Origin of the sequence: uncultured Corynebacterium sp. (assembly GCF_945649885.1) — a bacterium.
GTDB lineage: Bacteria > Actinomycetota > Actinomycetes > Mycobacteriales > Mycobacteriaceae > Corynebacterium.
In genome coordinates this window covers 1-17881 of record NZ_CALZFS010000053.1, presented here as the reverse complement: position 1 = coordinate 17881, position 17881 = coordinate 1, and the positions used below count along the sequence as shown (strand labels likewise).

Annotated in this window: 21 protein-coding genes and 1 pseudogene; 21 read left to right on the top strand and 1 reads right to left on the bottom strand. The window is 58.6% G+C overall.

Annotated elements, in window-relative coordinates; all coding sequences use genetic code 11:
* Positions 1-296 precede the first annotated feature (296 nt).
* The 19 genes from rpsH to eccB all read left to right on the top strand — a co-directional run bounded on the left by rpsH (position 297) and on the right by eccB (position 15791).
* Positions 297-695: a 30S ribosomal protein S8 gene (gene rpsH / locus Q0M74_RS07440; RefSeq protein ID WP_293952994.1), complete on the top strand. Its 399-nt coding sequence runs from the start codon at positions 297-299 to the stop codon at positions 693-695.
* An 18-nt stretch (positions 696-713) separates the two neighbouring features.
* Positions 714-1250 (top strand): 50S ribosomal protein L6, encoded by a 537-nt coding sequence (rplF, locus tag Q0M74_RS07435; RefSeq protein ID WP_293952992.1) that lies wholly within the window; start codon positions 714-716, stop codon positions 1248-1250.
* Positions 1251-1253: 3 nt separating this feature from the next.
* Positions 1254-1658, top strand: coding sequence for a 50S ribosomal protein L18 (gene rplR, locus Q0M74_RS07430; protein WP_293952990.1), 405 nt, complete (start codon positions 1254-1256; stop codon positions 1656-1658).
* 40 nt (positions 1659-1698) lie between these two features.
* Positions 1699-2334, top strand: a complete 636-nt coding sequence (rpsE, locus tag Q0M74_RS07425; RefSeq protein ID WP_293952988.1) for a 30S ribosomal protein S5 — start codon at positions 1699-1701, stop codon at positions 2332-2334.
* Between the two features lie 3 nt (positions 2335-2337).
* Positions 2338-2523, top strand: coding sequence for a 50S ribosomal protein L30 (rpmD, locus tag Q0M74_RS07420; RefSeq protein WP_293952986.1), 186 nt, complete (start codon positions 2338-2340; stop codon positions 2521-2523).
* Between the two features lie 7 nt (positions 2524-2530).
* Positions 2531-2977, top strand: coding sequence for a 50S ribosomal protein L15 (gene rplO / locus Q0M74_RS07415; RefSeq protein WP_293952984.1), 447 nt, complete (start codon positions 2531-2533; stop codon positions 2975-2977).
* A 415-nt stretch (positions 2978-3392) separates the two neighbouring features.
* A complete protein-coding gene (secY, locus tag Q0M74_RS07410) occupies positions 3393-4715 on the top strand; it encodes a preprotein translocase subunit SecY (RefSeq protein ID WP_293952982.1) in 1323 nt (440 codons plus the stop codon).
* Entirely contained in the window at positions 4715-5260 is a 546-nt protein-coding gene (locus tag Q0M74_RS07405) for an adenylate kinase (protein WP_293952981.1), read from the top strand. The genes secY and Q0M74_RS07405 overlap by 1 nt, the downstream gene beginning before the upstream one ends.
* A gap of 171 nt (positions 5261-5431) precedes the next feature.
* A complete protein-coding gene (gene map, locus Q0M74_RS07400; RefSeq protein WP_293952980.1) occupies positions 5432-6226 on the top strand; it encodes a type I methionyl aminopeptidase in 795 nt (264 codons plus the stop codon).
* A 142-nt stretch (positions 6227-6368) separates the two neighbouring features.
* Positions 6369-7139 carry a L,D-transpeptidase gene (locus Q0M74_RS07395; protein WP_293952978.1) on the top strand — a complete coding sequence of 257 codons (771 nt, stop codon included), beginning with the start codon at positions 6369-6371 and terminating at the stop codon, positions 7137-7139.
* Between the two features lie 297 nt (positions 7140-7436).
* A complete protein-coding gene (infA, locus tag Q0M74_RS07390) occupies positions 7437-7655 on the top strand; it encodes a translation initiation factor IF-1 (RefSeq protein ID WP_003854422.1) in 219 nt (72 codons plus the stop codon).
* 182 nt (positions 7656-7837) lie between these two features.
* Entirely contained in the window at positions 7838-8206 is a 369-nt protein-coding gene (rpsM, locus tag Q0M74_RS07385; RefSeq protein ID WP_293952977.1) for a 30S ribosomal protein S13, read from the top strand.
* Between the two features lie 2 nt (positions 8207-8208).
* Complete coding sequence (gene rpsK / locus Q0M74_RS07380; RefSeq protein ID WP_293952975.1) at positions 8209-8613, top strand: 30S ribosomal protein S11; 405 nt, start codon at positions 8209-8211, stop codon at positions 8611-8613.
* Positions 8614-8635: 22 nt separating this feature from the next.
* Positions 8636-9241 carry a 30S ribosomal protein S4 gene (gene rpsD / locus Q0M74_RS07375; protein WP_293952973.1) on the top strand — a complete coding sequence of 202 codons (606 nt, stop codon included), beginning with the start codon at positions 8636-8638 and terminating at the stop codon, positions 9239-9241.
* Between the two features lie 102 nt (positions 9242-9343).
* On the top strand, positions 9344-10360 hold the full coding sequence (locus Q0M74_RS07370; protein ID WP_293952970.1) for a DNA-directed RNA polymerase subunit alpha: 1017 nt from the start codon (positions 9344-9346) through the stop codon (positions 10358-10360).
* A 57-nt stretch (positions 10361-10417) separates the two neighbouring features.
* Positions 10418-10930 (top strand): 50S ribosomal protein L17, encoded by a 513-nt coding sequence (gene rplQ / locus Q0M74_RS07365; protein WP_293952968.1) that lies wholly within the window; start codon positions 10418-10420, stop codon positions 10928-10930.
* 144 nt (positions 10931-11074) lie between these two features.
* A complete protein-coding gene (gene truA, locus Q0M74_RS07360) occupies positions 11075-11914 on the top strand; it encodes a tRNA pseudouridine(38-40) synthase TruA (protein WP_366088003.1) in 840 nt (279 codons plus the stop codon).
* A gap of 95 nt (positions 11915-12009) precedes the next feature.
* Positions 12010-14400, top strand: coding sequence for a DUF6541 family protein (locus tag Q0M74_RS07355; protein ID WP_293952964.1), 2391 nt, complete (start codon positions 12010-12012; stop codon positions 14398-14400).
* 128 nt (positions 14401-14528) lie between these two features.
* Positions 14529-15791 carry a type VII secretion protein EccB gene (eccB, locus tag Q0M74_RS07350; RefSeq protein WP_293952962.1) on the top strand — a complete coding sequence of 421 codons (1263 nt, stop codon included), beginning with the start codon at positions 14529-14531 and terminating at the stop codon, positions 15789-15791.
* 15 nt (positions 15792-15806) lie between these two features.
* Here eccB and Q0M74_RS13895 read toward each other — a convergent pair whose 3' ends face one another.
* On the bottom strand, positions 15807-16073 hold the full coding sequence (locus Q0M74_RS13895) for a zinc ribbon domain-containing protein (protein WP_366088000.1): 267 nt from the start codon (positions 16071-16073) through the stop codon (positions 15807-15809).
* 193 nt (positions 16074-16266) lie between these two features.
* On the opposite strand from Q0M74_RS13895, the pseudogene tnpA reads away from it, so the two are divergent.
* Positions 16267-16665: pseudogene (tnpA, locus tag Q0M74_RS07345) on the top strand (IS200/IS605 family transposase).
* Positions 16666-16716: 51 nt separating this feature from the next.
* A partial coding sequence (locus Q0M74_RS07340) for an FAD-binding oxidoreductase (RefSeq protein ID WP_293952960.1) occupies positions 16717-17881 on the top strand: 1165 nt, incomplete at its 3' end.

Genomic DNA, 17881 nt, shown 5'->3' with positions numbered 1-17881 from the left:
GCACCCCTGAAATGTGTTTCTTAAACCGCTTGTGTTATCAGGTTAATCTCGTGTACTCTGTCCGTTTGGACTTCAAGCCACAAAAACTCAATAGAGGATCTGTGCCTTTAGAGTTCATGTAAACGTAAACAACCTACTTTGTTGTAGGCCCCCCGCCGTTACTGGTGGTCCGTATGGAAAATGGTGGCGAGCAAGCCGGCTATTGAGTCGGTGAGCGTTAAGTTGCCAGAAAACACACGGTCAACACTTTGGGTGGGTAAGGGAACCCCAACGAGAAAGGCATCAGGTCACTTTCTATGACCATGACTGATCCCATCGCGGATATGCTGTCACGCGTGCGCAACGCTAACAATGCGCACCACGACACCGTCTCCATGCCATCCTCCAAGCTCAAGGCGAACATCGCTGAGATCTTGAAGCAGGAAGGCTACATCGCTAGCTACACTGTCGAGGACGTCAAGGTCGGCAAGACCCTGACCCTCGAGCTGAAGTACAGCAACACACGCGTTCGCTCCATCGCTGGTCTGAGCCGTGTCTCCAAGCCAGGTCTGCGCGTGTACGCAAAGTCCACCAACCTGCCACAGGTTCTGGGCGGCCTGGGCGTGGCTATCATCTCCACGTCCCATGGCCTCCTGACTGACCGTCAGGCTACCGAGAAGGGCGTAGGCGGAGAAGTTCTCGCCTACGTCTGGTAAGGGAGGATTGACTAAACTATGTCACGTATTGGTAAGTCTCCAATCGCCATCCCATCCGGTGTAGAGGTTAAGATCGACGGACCGCTGGTTGAGGTAAAGGGCCCTAAGGGTTCCCTGAACGTCACCCTGCCAGAGCCGATCACCGCTTCTGTCGAAGACAACGAGATCCTCGTTGCTCGTCCGGATGACCACCGCAACAGCCGTTCCATGCACGGTCTCTCCCGCTCCCTGGTTAATAACCTGGTTGTTGGCGTTACCGCTGGTTACACCATCAAGATGGAAATCTTCGGTGTCGGTTACCGTGTAGCACTGAAGGGCAAGGACCTCGAGTTCTCCCTCGGCTACTCACACCCAGTTCTGATCGAAGCTGGCGAAGGCATCACCTTCGCTGTGGATGGAAACACCAAGCTCTCGATCACTGGTATCGACAAGCAGAAGGTTGGACAGGTTGCAGCAGTGATCCGCCGCCTGCGCAAGGATGACCCATACAAGGGTAAGGGCATCCGCTACGAGGGTGAGCAGATCCGCCGCAAGGTCGGAAAGACGGGTAAGTAAGCAATGAGCAATACTGAAAACAAGCAGAAGCGCGTTTCCGTCGGTCAGGACATCGCGACTCGTCGTCGCGTGGCCCGTGCCCGCCGCCACTTCCGCATTCGCAAGACCCTGCGTGGAACCCCTGAGGCTCCTCGTCTGGTCGTCCACCGCTCTTCTCGCCACATGCACGTCCAGGTGATCGACGATCTCGCCGGTCACACCCTGGTTGCTGCTTCCTCCCTGGAAGCAGAAGTTCGTGCAGTCGAGGGAGACAAGAAGGCCAAGGGTGCAAAGGTCGGTCAGCTGATCGCCGAGCGCGCCAAGGCAGCTGGCATCGATAAGGTCGTCTTCGACCGTGCCGGTTACAAGTACCACGGCCGCGTCGCAGCTCTTGCTGACGCCGCTCGTGAAGGTGGTCTGGAATTCTAATGATGACCTTTTCTAAGAACTTCAACGGAAGGATTGCGTAATGCCGGGACGTGAACGGCGTGACGGCGGTCGATCCGCCGACGAGAACAAGTCGAATGATCGCAACGAGCGTCGTGGCGGAGGCCGCCGCGATGACCGTCGCAATCAGCAGCAGGACGAGCGCTCACAGTACATCGAGCGTGTAGTCACCATCAACCGCGTTTCCAAGGTCGTCAAGGGTGGTCGTCGCTTCAGCTTCACCGCTCTCGTGATCGTCGGAGACGGCCAGGGAATGGTCGGTGTCGGTTACGGCAAGGCCAAGGAAGTCCCAGCCGCAATCCAGAAGGGTGCTGAAGAAGCTCGCAAGAACTTCTTCCGAGTCCCAATGGTTCGTGGCACCATCACCCACCCAGTTCAGGGCGAAGCTGCAGCAGGCATTGTCATGCTGAAGCCAGCTGCACCAGGTACCGGCGTTATCGCCGGTGGCGCAGCACGTCCAGTTCTTGAGTGCGCTGGTATCCAGGACATCCTCTCCAAGTCCCTGGGTTCTGACAACGCTATCAACGTCGTCCACGCAACCGTGGATGGCCTGAAGCAGCTGGTCCGCCCTGAAGAGGTCGCTGCCCGTCGTGGCAAGACCATCGAAGAGGTGGCTCCGGCTCGTATTCTGCGCGCTCGCGCAGGTCAGGAGGCCTAAGAAATGGCGCTGAAGATTACCCAGGTCAGGGGTACCGCTGGCACCAAGCCAAAGCATCGCGACAATCTTCGTTCCCTCGGTCTGAAGCGTATTCGCCACACCGTGATCTGCCCCGATACCCCACAGGTACGCGGCATGGTCCAGGCAGTACGTCACCTGATCGTCGTCGAAGAAGTGGCGGGGGAGTAGGTAACAAATGAGCGATCCAATCAAGCTCCACGATCTGCGCCCTGCAAAGGGTGCAAACAAGGCTAAGACCCGCGTTGGTCGAGGCGAAGCGTCCAAGGGTAAGACCGCTGGTCGCGGCACCAAGGGCACCAAGGCCCGCAAGCAGGTTTCGGCAGCATTCGAAGGTGGCCAGATGCCACTGCAGATGCGCCTGCCGAAGCTCAAGGGCTTCAAGAACCCGAACAAGGTTGACTACCAGGTAGTTAACGTTGCAGACCTCGCAGAGGCATTCCCACAGGGCGGCGACATTGCTGTTGCTGACATCGTGGCTGCCGGACTCGTTCGCAAGAACGAACTGGTCAAGGTTCTTGGCAATGGCGACATCAGCGTCAAGCTGAACGTCACCGCACACAAGTTCTCCGGTTCTGCGAAGGAAAAGATCGAAGCCGCTGGCGGCTCCGTCACCAACGCATAAGAACACTGAAGCTTTAGTGCTCTAAGGCTCTCACATCCCAAGGATTAATTTCCCCGGGATGTGAGGGCCTTATTGTTATTTCTGGGGTTCTCAGCATAAAAGGGGAGGCGTAGGCAGATCTGAAGTGCCTGAGGGATCCTCAGAGATGAAATCAGCGAACAAGTGTGCGCTGAGAGGGGCCTTGAAGATGTTGCCCCACCGGCGACAAGTGTGTAGCACTAACCCTGAAGGTGCTATGACACGTCTAACATTCTTTGGGTTAAGATGCAGGAATCAATGGTGGGCTGGTAGGGTGAACAAGTCAATCATGTCCAATTAGCAATTGGGCCAGGATCAGTAACACATCATCCCGCCACGCATTGGCCCCCTCTTTCCAAGGGTGGGCCTCTGGGGTTTGCGGGACCCAGGAGGATACGTGTCCGCCATTATCCAGGCATTCAAGGACGCCGATCTGCGCAAGAAGATCTTCTTCACTATTGCAATGATCATTTTGTACCGCATCGGTGCTCAGATCCCGTCGCCGGGAGTTGATTATGCATCGATCAGCGGACGCTTACGCGACCTTACCCAGGATCAGTCAAGTGTCTATTCACTGATTAACCTGTTCTCCGGTGGTGCGCTGCTGCAGCTGTCCGTCTTTGCCATCGGCATCATGCCGTACATTACAGCGTCGATCATCGTGCAGCTGCTGACGGTGGTGATCCCACACTTCGAGCAGTTGAAGAAGGAGGGCCAGTCCGGCCAGTCCAAGATGATGCAGTACACCAGGTACCTCACGGTGGGCCTGGCTCTGCTGCAGTCTTCGGGCATCGTCGCACTGGCGGACCGCGAGCAGCTGCTGGGCGCGGGCATCAGTGTTCTCGACGCTGACCGCACCTTCTTCGATCTGATCATCCTGGTGCTCACCATGACAGCTGGTGCTGTTCTGGTGATGTGGCTGGGCGAGCTGATCACTGAGAAGGGTGTCGGAAACGGCATGTCCCTGCTCATCTTCGCCGGTATCGCCACACGCCTGCCCACCGATGGCATGAACATCCTCGGCAACTCCGGTGGCGTGGTCTTCGCTGTTGTTCTGGCATCCGTGCTGATCCTGGTCATCGGTGTCGTGTTCGTCGAGCAGGGCCAGCGTCGCATCCCGGTCCAGTACGCAAAGCGGATGGTGGGTCGCCGTCAATACGGTGGTTCCTCCACCTACCTGCCGCTGAAGGTCAACCAGGCTGGCGTCATCCCGGTGATCTTCGCGTCCTCACTGATCTACATGCCGGTCCTGATCACCCAGATCGTGAACTCCGGTTCACTCGAGGTCTCGGACAACTGGTGGCAGCGTAACGTCATCGCGCATCTGCAGACCCCATCCTCCTGGCAGTACATCGTGATGTACTTCGCGCTCACGATCTTCTTCTCCTACTTCTATGTCTCCGTTCAGTATGACCCGAACGACCAGGCGGAAAATATGAAGAAGTATGGTGGTTTCATCCCTGGTATCCGCCCGGGACGCCCTACCGCGCAGTACCTCGGCTTCGTCATGAACCGTCTTCTCTTCATCGGTTCCCTGTACCTGGCTCTCATCGCCGTACTGCCGAACATTATGCTGGACCTAGGCGTTGACGCCGGTTCGGCTGGTGCCACCCCATTCGGTGGTACCGCAATTCTGATTCTCGTGTCTGTTGCTCTGACCACCGTCAAGCAGATCGAGAGCCAGCTCCTGCAAAGCAACTACGAAGGACTTCTGAAATAATGCGACTCGTACTCCTTGGACCTCCCGGTGCCGGCAAGGGCACCCAGGCTGTCATTCTCTCTGAGAAGCTTGGCATCCCACACATCTCCACCGGTGATCTGTTCCGCGCCAACATCGGCGAGGGCACCCCACTCGGCATCGAGGCAAAGCAGTACATCGACGCCGGCAAGCTGGTCCCCACCGATGTGACCGCACGCATGGTGGCCTCCCGCCTGGCCGAGTCCGATGCAGCAGAAGGCTTCTTGCTGGATGGCTTCCCGCGCACCGTGGAGCAGGCCGACATCCTGGCCAACCTCCTTGATGAGGCCGGCCAGAAGCTTGATGGTGTGGTCAACTACCAGGTGTCCGAGGACGTCGTTGTTGAGCGCATGCTCTCCCGCGGTCGCGCCGATGACAATGAGGAGACCATCCGTACCCGTCTCGGTGTGTACCGCGATGAGACTGCTCCACTGATCAACCACTACGGTGACAAGATCATCAACATTGAGGCAGAGGGCACCGTTGAGGACATCAGCGCCCGCACCCTCGAGGCTCTCGGTAAGTAGTTCTCCACCCTTAAGCTCGCATACTTCAGGTTTTCCCTTTCTCGTTGCTGAAGAACAGTGACAGCGGAAGTCGGAGAAACCTTCATGGCCGGTATCCTGCGCACTGCGCGTGATACCGGCCATGTGAATTTTTCGTCATTGTTGTTATTTCTATTAAGGAGGACCCCGCACATGGGTTTCCGTACAAAGAAGCGCGTCATCCCAGCCAAGACCCCAGGCGAGCTCGACGCAATGCAGGCCGCTGGTGAAATCGTCGGACGCGCACTGCAGGCCGTCAAGGCCGAGGTCCGCCCAGGCATGACCACCCTTGATCTCAACGAGATCGCTGAAGCCGTGATCCGTGATGCCGGTGCCATCCCGACCTTCCTGGGATACCAGGGCTTCCCAGGCTCCATCTGTGCCTCGGTCAATGAGGTCATCGTCCACGGCATCCCCTCCAAGGACGTCGTCCTGGAAGAAGGCGACCTGGTGTCCGTGGACTGCGGAGCAACCTTCGACGGCTGGGTGGGCGACTCGGCATGGTCCTTCGGTGTCGGTGAGCTGGATGATGATGTCATCGCCCTCAACGAAGCCACCGAGTGGGTCCTGATGGAAGGCCTCAAAGCCATGGTTCCGGGCAATCGCCTCACCGATGTCTCCCACGCACTGGAGGTAGCCACCCGCAAGGCAGAGCAGAAGTTCGATGTTCAGCTCGGCATCGTCGACGGCTACGGCGGACACGGCATCGGCCGCACCATGCACGAGGATCCGTACCTGGCCAACGAAGGCAAGCCCAACCGTGGTCCGCGTATCCAGGAAGGCTCCGTCCTGGCGATCGAGCCGATGCTCACCCTGGGCACTGTGGATTCGGCAGTCCTGGAAGATGACTGGACCGTGGTCACCCTTGATGGCTCTTATGCTGCGCACTGGGAGCACACCGTGGCGGCAACCGCGGGTGGCCCCCGCATCCTGACCCCGCGTCGATAAGCACGGGCACCGCGGCGGGTGTGATACTTGCCTGCTCACGCAAAGGATTGCAATCACCACTGCTGGGAAATCGGGTGTATAAGGCTGAGAAACATTCAGCTAAAGAAGCAGTAATTTCTTAACGGCTTATATACTGATATCCATGCAGAAGACATTCCGTACCCGTACCATCTCCACCGCCCGGCGTGGAGTGGCGGCCCTCATCACAGCACTGACTGCCTCAGCAGCACTGATCGGAGCTCCTGCAACCGCGTCCGCGCAGGACTTTACAGCTGGTAGCTCCGGCATCAATGATGTTGTCGCGTCCGCCACCTCTGACGCCCGCGAAGGCGCCTGGGTGACCCGAAACAATATCCAGAGTCAGATCTCCACCCTGGGCCCGGCAGCACTTCCCGTTCAGAACGCTGTGGACGGCGCCATCAACACTGCCTTCCCCGGGTTGATCCAGGAGAAAACCGCAGCCGATGATGCAGCACGTCGTGCACAGGCTGAAGCCGAAGCAGCAGCTGCCCAGCGTGCCGCAGCAGAAGCCGCGGCACGTGAGGAAGCAGCCCGCTTCAACCGTGGTTCCTGCCCCGCTTCCGCAGACGTCTGTGTGGACATCGATGGCGGCCGCACCTGGCTCCAGGAAAACGGACAGGTTGTCTACGGTGCAGTTCCAGTCTCCTCCGGCGGCGTCGGCCAGGAGACCCCACGCGGCACCTTCTACATCAACCGCAAGGTCAAGGATGAGATCTCCTACGAGTTCGGTAATGCGCCGATGCCGTACGCGATGTACTTCACCTACAACGGCCATGCTTTCCACCAGGGGAATGTCGCCACCACCTCAGCAGGTTGTGTGCGACTGAACCAGCAGGACGCCATCCACTACTTCAACAATGTCGGCATCGGCGACATGGTCTACATCTACTAATTTCGGGCACTTTCAAGGAGCCTCAGACATCTTGTCTGCGGCTCCTTTTGCATGCCGGGGTAGGAGTGAGGCAGGGATAAAAGATTCACAATTAGAAGTGAACCTATCGCTGCTAAGCGCCGAAACTGACCTATTCAGTGGGGTCGACGTTGTCTCTTCATGAGGTGTTTGGTATTTAGACATAAACCGTGTAACCTTAGTCGACGGTGTATGTGCACTCGCACAAGCATCGCAATTTGCAGTGGAAAAACTTAGGGGAGCAGACGTAGAAGTCATGCCCCCGGGAATGTGGAGGATATGGCTAAGGAAGGCGCTATTGAGGTTGAGGGTCGCATTGTCGAACCTCTGCCAAATGCAATGTTCCGTGTCGAGCTCGACAATGGACACAAGGTTCTCGCCCACATCAGTGGAAAGATGCGCCAGCACTACATCCGTATCCTTCCCGAGGACCGCGTCGTTGTAGAGCTGTCGCCCTACGATCTGACTCGCGGTCGCATCGTTTACCGCTACAAGTAAACTTTCGCCTCCGTATGTCAGGGCGCAGGGGGGACATCCTCCTGCGCTGACACACCTCCAGGTATCGATGGCTGGAGCCCCACGAATCACAGCCCACATCCCGGTTTCCGTCCGGGGAAAGCGTTGTTTGGTGGGGACGAATACGGAGAAAACCATCGCAACAACCGGAAAGGTTATGCCATATGGCACGTCTAGCTGGTGTTGACCTCCCGCGCAACAAGCGCATGGAAGTCGCTCTCACCTACATCTACGGCATCGGCCCAGCCCGAGCCAAGCAGCTTCTTGAAGAGACCGGCGTCTCTCCTGACCTGCGTACCGACAACCTCACGGACGAGCAGATCGCTTCCCTTCGTGACGTAATTGAAGCCACCTGGAAGGTCGAGGGAGACCTCCGCCGCGAGGTTCAGGGTGACATTCGTCGCAAGATCGAAATCGGTTGCTACCAGGGACTCCGCCACCGTCGCGGTCTTCCTGTCCGCGGTCAGCGCACCAAGACCAATGCGCGTACGCGTAAGGGCCCTAAGAAGACGATCGCCGGAAAGAAGAAGTAAGAATGCCTCCTAAAGCACGCACTAGCGCGCGCCGTACAGGCCGTCGCGTTGTAAAAAAGAATGTGGCCCAGGGCCACGCCTACATCAAGTCCACCTTTAACAACACCATCGTGTCGATCACCGACGCTAACGGTGCAGTTATCTCCTGGGCTTCCTCTGGACACGTCGGATTCAAGGGCTCACGTAAGTCCACTCCGTTCGCTGCTCAGATGGCCGCTGAGAACGCTGCTCGCAAGGCAATGGATCACGGCATGAAGAAGGTTGACGTTTTCGTTAAGGGTCCGGGTTCCGGACGCGAGACCGCCATCCGCTCCCTCCAGGCCGCCGGCCTCGAGGTCAGCTCGATCTCCGACGTGACTCCACAGCCGCACAACGGCTGCCGTCCGCCGAAGCGTCGTCGCGTTTAATAGGGAAGGAAGAGGATAAATAATGGCTCGTTATACCGGCCCAGCAACCCGTAAATCCCGTCGCCTTCGCGTCGATCTCATCGGCGGAGATATGGCATTCGAGCGTCGCCCGTACCCTCCGGGACAGGCAGGCCGCGCTCGTATCAAGGAATCTGAGTACCTGCTGCAGCTCCAGGAGAAGCAGAAGGCTCGTTTCATCTACGGCGTCATGGAAAAGCAGTTCCGTCGTTACTACGCAGAGGCTAACCGTCGCGCAGGCAAGACCGGTGAAAACCTGGTCGTTCTGCTCGAGTCACGTCTCGACAGCGTTGTCTACCGCGCAGGACTTGCACGCACCCGTCGTCAGGCACGTCAGCTCGTCTCCCACGGCCACTTCACGGTCAACGGCAAGGCAGTCGACGTCCCATCCTTCCGCGTTTCTCAGTACGACATCGTTGATGTTCGTCAGAAGTCACAGAAGATGAACTGGTTCGAAGAGGCGCAGGACAACCTTGTCGACGCCATCGTCCCAGCTTGGCTGCAGGTTGTTCCTGAAACCCTGCGTATCCTCGTGCACCAGCTGCCCGAGCGCGCGCAGATTGACGTTCCTCTGCAGGAACAGCTCATCGTCGAGCTTTACTCGAAGTAATTCTGCTTACCCGGTTGCCCCGGGTGCACAGGAATCTTTCGACTTTCATCATCCTTTCCGTCTACCGGCGTCAAATAGCGGACGTCACCCAAGGAGAGTTCAATGCTCATTTCACAGCGACCAACACTTACCGAGGAATTCATCGATTCCTCACGTTCCAAGTTCATCATTGAGCCACTGGAGCCGGGCTTCGGCTACACCCTCGGTAACTCCCTCCGCCGTACCCTGCTGTCATCCATCCCGGGTGCTGCAGTCACCAGCGTGAAGATCGATGGTGTTCTCCACGAGTTCACCACCATCAACGGTATTAAGGAAGATGTCTCTGACATCATCCTCAACATCAAGGGACTGGTTCTGTCCTCCGACTCTGATGAGCCGGTTGTCATGCACCTCACCAAGGAAGGCCCAGGAAATGTCACTGCAGGTGACATCCAGCCTCCAGCAGGTGTGGAGATCCACAACCCGGATCTGCACCTTGCAACACTGAACGAGACTGCAAAGCTGGAAATCGAGTTCATCGTCGAGCGTGGACGTGGCTACGTCCCCGCAACCATGACCGCCACGGGTGGAGACATCGGCCGCATCCCGGTCGACCAGATCTACTCCCCGGTCCTGAAGGTCAGCTACAAGGTGGAAGCTACTCGTGTTGAGCAGCGCACCGACTTTGACAAGCTGATCATCGACGTTGAGACCAAGAACTCCATCTCCGCACGTGACGCCCTGGCGTCGGCAGGCAAGACCCTGGTTGAACTGTTCGGTCTCGCACGCGAGCTGAACACCGCAGCTGAAGGCATCGAGATCGGACCCTCCCCACAGGAGACCGAGTACATCGCCGCCTACAGCATGCCGATCGAGGATCTGGACTTCTCCGTCCGTTCCTACAACTGCCTCAAGCGCGAAGACATCCACACCGTGGGTGAACTCGCAGAGCGCGCTGAGTCCGACCTGCTGGATATCCGCAACTTCGGACAGAAGTCGATCAATGAGGTCAAGATCAAGCTGGCCAGCCTGGGTCTGACCCTGAAGGATGCTCCTGAAGACTTCGACCCATCCACCCTTGAAGGCTACGACGCCGAGACTGGTGGATACATCGACGTTGCACCGGAAGATTCCGAGTAAGTCGCACTAGGCCCAATTCCCGGGCCGCGCTAAATATACGTACACGAGGAGTACACAATGCCTACCCCTAAAAAGGGCACACGTCTCGGCGGTTCCGCAAGCCACCAGAAGAAGATTCTTTCTAACCTGGCCGCTTCACTGTTCGAGCACGGTGCAATCAAGACCACCGACGCCAAGGCGAAGGCTCTGCGTCCATACGCTGAGAAGCTGATCACCAAGGCTAAGTCCGGTTCCGTTGCCGATCGTCGCAACGTTGCTGCACTGATCCCGAACAAGGATGTTGTCGCGCACCTGTTCTCTGAGCTTGCACCCAAGTTCGAGAACCGCGATGGTGGCTACACCCGCATCATCAAGCTGGAGAACCGTAAGGGCGACAACGCTCCTATGTCCCAGATCTCCCTCGTTCTGGAGGAGACTGTCTCCGCAGAAGCTGGCCGCGCTGCACGCGCTGCTGCTTCCAAGCAGGCTGCCGAAGAAGCACAGGTCGAAGAGACCGCCGCTGAAGAGGTAGCTGAGGAAGCTCCTGCTGAAGAGGCTCCAGCTGAGGAGAAGAAGGAAGAAGAGAAGTAATTCTCTCCTGATTCTTTCCCTCATGAATTCACCCCGCACCCAAGGTGCGGGGTGTTTTTTCATGCCTGGGACCCAAGGCTAATAAGATGACAGAAAACCCCTTTTGAAAGGCAGTGGAGAACTGTGACAGTAACCAGCCCGAGCGTGCGTATCAGACTTGATCTGGACTATGACGGCACGGATTTCCACGGCTGGGCAAAGCAGGGCACCAGTGATCTCCGCACCGTGCAGAAGGTACTGGAGGATAATCTCACCATGGTGCTGCGGGAACCTGTGGAATTAACTGTTGCAGGCCGCACTGACGCCGGTGTTCATGCCGCCGGCCAGGTGGCCCACTTTGATATCAACCCGGAAGCTTTGGAACAGCGCTCCATTGACGGTGATCCGGCCAAATTGGTGCGCAGGCTCGCCCGGTTGCTGCCGGCGGATATCCGTGTCCATGGGGTGACCTTCGCACCTGCAGGTTTTGATGCACGTTTCTCCGCATTGCGCAGGCACTATGTCTACCGGATCACCACGCACCCCGCGGGCCCCTTGCCCACCAGAACCAGGGACACCGCACTGTGGCCCAAGCCGGTGGACCTGGGCGCCATGCAGACCGCTGCGGACACCCTGATCGGCCTCCATGACTTTGTGGCTTTCTGCAAGGCCAAACCCAATGCCACCACGGTGCGTGAATTACAGGAATTCACCTGGCATGATGTCTCCACTGACAATGAGCCACAGCTCTATGAGGCACATGTGGTGGCTGATGCCTTCTGCTGGTCCATGGTGCGCTCCCTGGTGGGGTCCTGCATGGCGGTCGGGGAGGGCCGTCGCGCCCCGGACTTCACCGAGAACCTGCTCGGTGCCACGGAGCGCAGTCCTGATGTCCCTGTCGCCCCGGCTAAGGGATTGAGCCTGGTGGGTGTGGAATATCCAGCTGATGATCAGTTGCTGGCGCGTGCGACAGAAACCCGTGCTGTGCGTGAGAGCCTGCATTAGTAGAGCAGATACCCGCGAGCCTTAGACCCGGCTGAGAATGATCAGCGTTAAACTCATTGCGTGTTGAATAACAAGAAAGTGGTGAATCCGTCCCGATGCTGACGACAGTATGGATTGCGGTGCTCGTCTTTACCGTTCCAGGTTTGCTCGTCTCATGGGTATCCGGACTCAAGGTGCCGTGGGCTGCAGCAGCGTCCATCCCGGTGTCTTTTGGCATCTATGGTGTGGCCGCCTGGGTGCTCGGCATGCTGGACGTGCGTTTCGACGTCCGCTCCGTCGCCGTCTCCACGGCCATTGCGACGGTGTTGGCTTTGATCTGGCGCCTGGGCTTTGTCACCGCGGCGGTGGTGGGAAAGCGTCGACAGGGGCGTCGACAAGCTCTGGCAGCAGCAGACTCTGAGGAGGAAGTACCGGAGGAAGACACTGGCGTGCAGCCTGCCTGGTGGCGTGGCCCCCTGGGGTATCTCCGACAGGGCGGACTGCTCGATCACCGGTGGTTGCTGCCGGCAGCCGGTGTGAGTGCGGGGGCATGGTTGCTCATCGACCGTGCCCTGGACCTGCTGTTGAGCACACGGCACGGCCTGAATGACATTTATCAGGGCTGGGATGTGCACTGGCATGCTTCCACGGTGCGTTTCATCGCCGATACCGGCATTGCCTCCTCAACCCGGATGGGTGAGCTGCGCAATATTGAAACCCAGCAGGAACTCTTCTATCCCAGTGCCTGGCACGCTGGTGCCTACCTGGTCTCTGACCTGGCCAATATCACCCCCAATGAAGCAACCAACCTGACCGGCATCGTGCTGTCCGGCCTGCTGTTGCCGTTGGCGGTGGCGTTGATCGCCTGGCGTCTGGTGAACAACCGGGGCCTGACTGCCCAGCTGGGTGCAGGCTTTGCCGGCCTGGCCATCACCGCCTCCCCCGTGCTGTTCTGGATTGGTAACTATGTGGGCGCCTGGCCTTATGTGGCCGCCATCGGTGCCTCCGGTGTGGTGCTGGCACTGTACATGTCCACCCCGGCGGTACCCGTGCGCATGCTGGCAGCGATGATCGCCTTCATCGGCATGTTCCAGCTGCACCCCTCCGCAGTGACCATCGTGGTCATGGCACTGATCCTGTGGTGGCTGCTGGCACTGCTGTGGAAGCCGAGCCTGAAGTCTGAAACCTTTGGCCGTGGCCTGCTGGTGCGTCTGCGTGATGTGGGCATCCTGGCGGTCACCGGGATCATCGGAGTTCTGCTGGTTCTACCACAGGTGCTTTCCGGTGCGGAACAGACCGAGGACGTCATGTCCTATTCCGCGGAGGTGGATGTCACCCGCACGGAATCCTGGCTGCAGGCCGTATTCATGGAGACCCGCCACACAGCGGACTTCGGTGACCTCGACATCACCTGGCTCCTGGTTTTCGCCGCCATCGGTGGTGTGGTGGTGCTGCTGTGGCGTATCAACCTGTGGGCACCACTGTTCTACCTGGCCAGCCTCGCGCTGACGGTGAACTCCCTCAAACCTTTTGAGGCACCCTTTGGTGAGTGGCTGGGCATCATCGGTGGTCTGCACTATTCCACCGGGCACCGCCTGATCATGCCGGTGGCATTGTTCACCTTTGCTGCCGCCGGTGTGGGTCTGGCCGCGGTGATCCGACTGGTATGCCTGGGCCCGGTGAAGAAATTCACTGGAGTCTCTGGTGTGGTCTCCGTGGTGCTGGCACTCGTGATCGCGGTACCGCTGCAGGCCTGGGCCACCGACATGGTGGAGGAAGGCTCCGAGTTCAGCATCCTCTCCCCACATGATGACCGCATGGTCAATGATGCCGACCGTGCCGCCTGGGACTGGTTGATCCAGCAACCCGGGGGCCGCGAGATGCGCGTGATGGGTGATCCAGCTGATGGTCATGGCTGGATGTATGCCTATAACGGTCTGAACTCAGTGTCACGCCACTACGCCTGGCCTGCTGCCGGCGAGGGTTCTGCCACCGCCATGCTCTTCTGGTGGCCACAGTTGCTGGGCGTGGGCAATAACGGAAACCCACTGCAGTTCAATGAGGTGGATGAAGCCGCCGAGGATCTTAACGTGGGATTCTTCATGGCCTCCCCGTGGCCATTCTGGGAATTCCAGGATCCCAACTTCCGCATCTACGATGAGCTCTGGACCACCCCGGGTGTCACACCGGTGTACCAGCTGGATAATGTCACCATCTTCGCGGTGAACCAGATGTTCACTGATGAGGAACTGGAGCAGATGCGTGCATCGGGTAACTCCCCGCAGCCACTGCCACCGGTTGCCACCCGTGGTGAACTGGGTATCGCAGAAACTACCGAGGACTGGGATGAACCTTATTATCACCGTCCCACCGAGGAGAACTCCAGGGGACCGGGGTCCATCCCCTTTGCTCCTGATCCGCAGTTGATCTCCACGGAGAATGTGCTGAGCCAGAACACCTGGACTTCCGGTATTGACACGCTGGAAACTACCGCGACAGAGGGTTAGACTGCTCAAACACCTATAAGGTTCCCGGCCTGAGGACAATCTCACAGCCACGCGACAACCGCCCCTGACCTGCATTAAGGTCAAGGGGCGGTTGATCTTTTCAGGGGAATCAGGGGGAGGGGGTTCACGTGGCCAATGGCATTTTGATGCCCACCACCAGTGCGCAGGTATCCGGGCATAAATTCCTGGTGCGCCGCATTGAACACGGATTGGTCCTGGGTGATGTGCGCATGATCCACGATCCGTTGAGTCGCCGCAGACGGGCCCTGACTTTCGGCGCGGTGGCATGCGTGCTCATCGCCATCGGATCACTGGCACTGGCGATGTTCCGCCCCGCCATCGACCCCGGCGATGCCGCGCTTATCCAGGCGGAATCCGGAGCACTCTATGTGCGTATCGACGACGCCGTGCACCCCGTGAGCAACCTGGCCTCCGCCCGCCTGATTCTGGGTGAGGCAGCAGAACCGGTGGCTGCAAGCGACGTGATCATCAGCGCCACCACGCGTGGGGTACCCGTCGGGATCGCCAACGCTCCCTCCCTCATCAACCCTGGCCCCATCAACGGGGAAGCCGCATGGTTGGGGTGCCACAACGAGGACACCGGTGCCATGCACGTGGCGGTCCTGGACGCGCAACCCCCACACCTGGCGGAGGGGGAGGCAATGGTGGGGGCGTCGCAAAGCAGCTCTGGCGAATTGAAGTGGCATCTGATCACAGCATCGGGGCGGGCAGGGCTGCCTGGGCCAGACACCCCGGAGGGACGCATTGTGCGCAGGCACCTGGGGATCACCGATGACACCCCGGTTCTACACCTGGGCCCGGACCTGCTCAACACCATCCCGGAAAACCCTGCGGTGACCTTCCCCGAACCTCTGCCGGAAGTAGTGCAGGCAGGATCACGCATCTGGATTCGTGTGGGTGAGGCGGTACAACCGATCACCGCCCTGCAACACGGCATGCTCATCGACGCCGGTGCCCACACCACCCAGGAGATCCGGCCAGCGCTCGGCGGCTACCCCGACACCTCATCCCTGGACCTGACCCTGCCGGCAACCCTGGTGGACTGGGTGGACATGCAGGATAAATTTGTGTGTGCTGATGGCCAGGGAGGTGTGATGGTGCTGGATTCCCTGGACCCTGGTGTTGCCCTCTCCGGTGACGCCAGTGCCGTGGAATTCCACATGGAATTAAATGACGGTGCCGTAGGCACAGACAGTGGTTTCGGCTACTACCTGCTCAGCGATACCGGCCTGATGCACCCCGTGGTCGACGGTGACACGATGTCCGCCCTGGGGGTATCCGATGTGTATGAGGTGCCGTGGAGTGTGCTCCAACTACTGCCGCAGGGGAGTGAACTTTCCAGAGAATCTGCTCTTCTACCCATGTACTGAGTGCTCTGGCTGTATTTAACGGTTCCCTTCGCCTGAGGCAGCGGATTTCAATCTCAGACCGCACTGACTCATCCTGGCGCCATTGCGGTCCCTGCCGGAAACATATCCACAGCAGGAACACACAAAAGTTCTTTCATCCAGCATCAGCCGTTTGTTTCTCACAAAATATTTGCTGCATGTCATTGTTGTGCCGGCGGGCCAGATCACCATCACCACCATCCCTCCGGCCCGCTCGGCATACTCAATCAACGTGTTCTTGACCGTAGAAATCGCCGAGTCCACAGCCTTGTGCGCCACATCTTCCGTGGGGACTTTTGCCTAGTGCAAGACTGGAGTACAGCCTCGTTCCATAGCCACCGACACCGACCCCATTCTGCCAGGAGTGCACGCTCAGCCATCACCTCTGGGCGAAGTCTGTAGGTGTAGCACATCGTCTCCGCATCAGACACCATGTAGCCCGTCGCAATATAGTGGGGTGATGGTTGAAGTCCGCTCGAACAACAACGTCATCTACCAATGCACCTACCAGGTTGTCTGGTGTCCGAAGTAGCGTCGCCCTGTCATCCAGGGCGACGTATCTGTCCGCCTCAAGGAAGTCATTGGTCAGGTCTGCGCTGAACACGATTGCGACATCATCGAACTTAAGACCATGCCCGACCAGGTCCACCCTCTCGTGGAATGTGACCCGCAGTACGGCATTCACCGCCTGGTTAAGCAGATCAAGGCAAGGTCCTCACGCCTTCTGCGACAGGAGTTCCCCTCACTCAAATCCCGCCTCCCGACCTTGTGGACGAACAGCTACTTCGTTGCCACCGTTGGAGGGGAGACATTCGACACCGTCAAGAAGTATGTTGAAAACCAGCGAGGCGCTTAGCCTCCTTTACCTCCCCACGGCTGATACCGGGGGTTTCCCAGGAGGATTTTGATGAGCGCAGGAACAGAACCAGAAAACGTTGTTATCAAGACGCTGGCCCGCCTGACCAACAGCCTGCCGATCGGCCGTGGGGTGGACCAACAGTCGATCAAACCCACCGGCTGGAAAGCACACCACGAAGCCGTGGAACTATTGATGTTCAGCCTGGACAACGTGGCAGAAGGTCACCGCGTGCGGCTGGATAAGAAAACCAGCAACCTGCTCCGGATGAGAACAGAAGACACCGCTCCCGGGGAGGGCTCTGCCCCAGAGGACGATCTGGTACTGCTGGAACCAGAAAGACTCGATGGGGTGATCGCCATTGACCGCCAGGGAGCCACCGCCGATGTCCAAGGCATGTGTACCTATGAAGACCTGGTGGATGCCACCTTGACCTTCGGCCTGGCACCCATGGTGGTTCCCTCACTGAAAACCATCACCGTGGGTGGTGCGATCGCGGGATCAGCGGCAGAATCCTCCAGCTTCCGCAACGGACTGCCCCAGGCCTCCGTCCTGGAAATGGATATCCTCACCGGCGCCGGAGAAGTACTGACCTGCTCACCCACAGAAAATGCTGAGCTTTTCCGAGCCTTCCCCAACTCCTATGGCACCTTGGGATATGCGGTACGCGTGAAGATCGAGCTGGAACCAGTGCTGGACTATGTGGAACTCCGCCACCTCCGTTTTCATGACCTGGGTGAGATGGTGCGTGTATTGACTGATGTTTCTGCCAGCGGTACTCACGAAGGCCAAAAAATTGATTACCTGGACGGAGTGGTCTTCTCCGCCACAGAGTCCTATCTTGTCCTAGGCTTCCAGACCGCCGAACCCGGTGACGTCAGTGATTACACCCACGACGACACCTACTACCAATCCATCCGCCACCCCGCCGGGGTCGCCGAAGATCGCTTAAACATCCGGGACTACATCTGGCGTTGGGACACCGACTGGTTCTGGAACTCCCGCGATGTCGGCGCCCAGAACCCCACCATGCGCAAACTCTGGCCCCACGACCTGCTGCGCGCCAGCTTCTACTCCCGACTCCTGGAATTGGACAAGAAATTCCACATCGCTGAACGCATCGACGGCCGCGCCGGGAAACCCACCCAGGAACGGGTGGAACACACCGTGGAAATCCCGGCAGATAACCTCCTGGACTTCCTGACCTGGCTTCGAG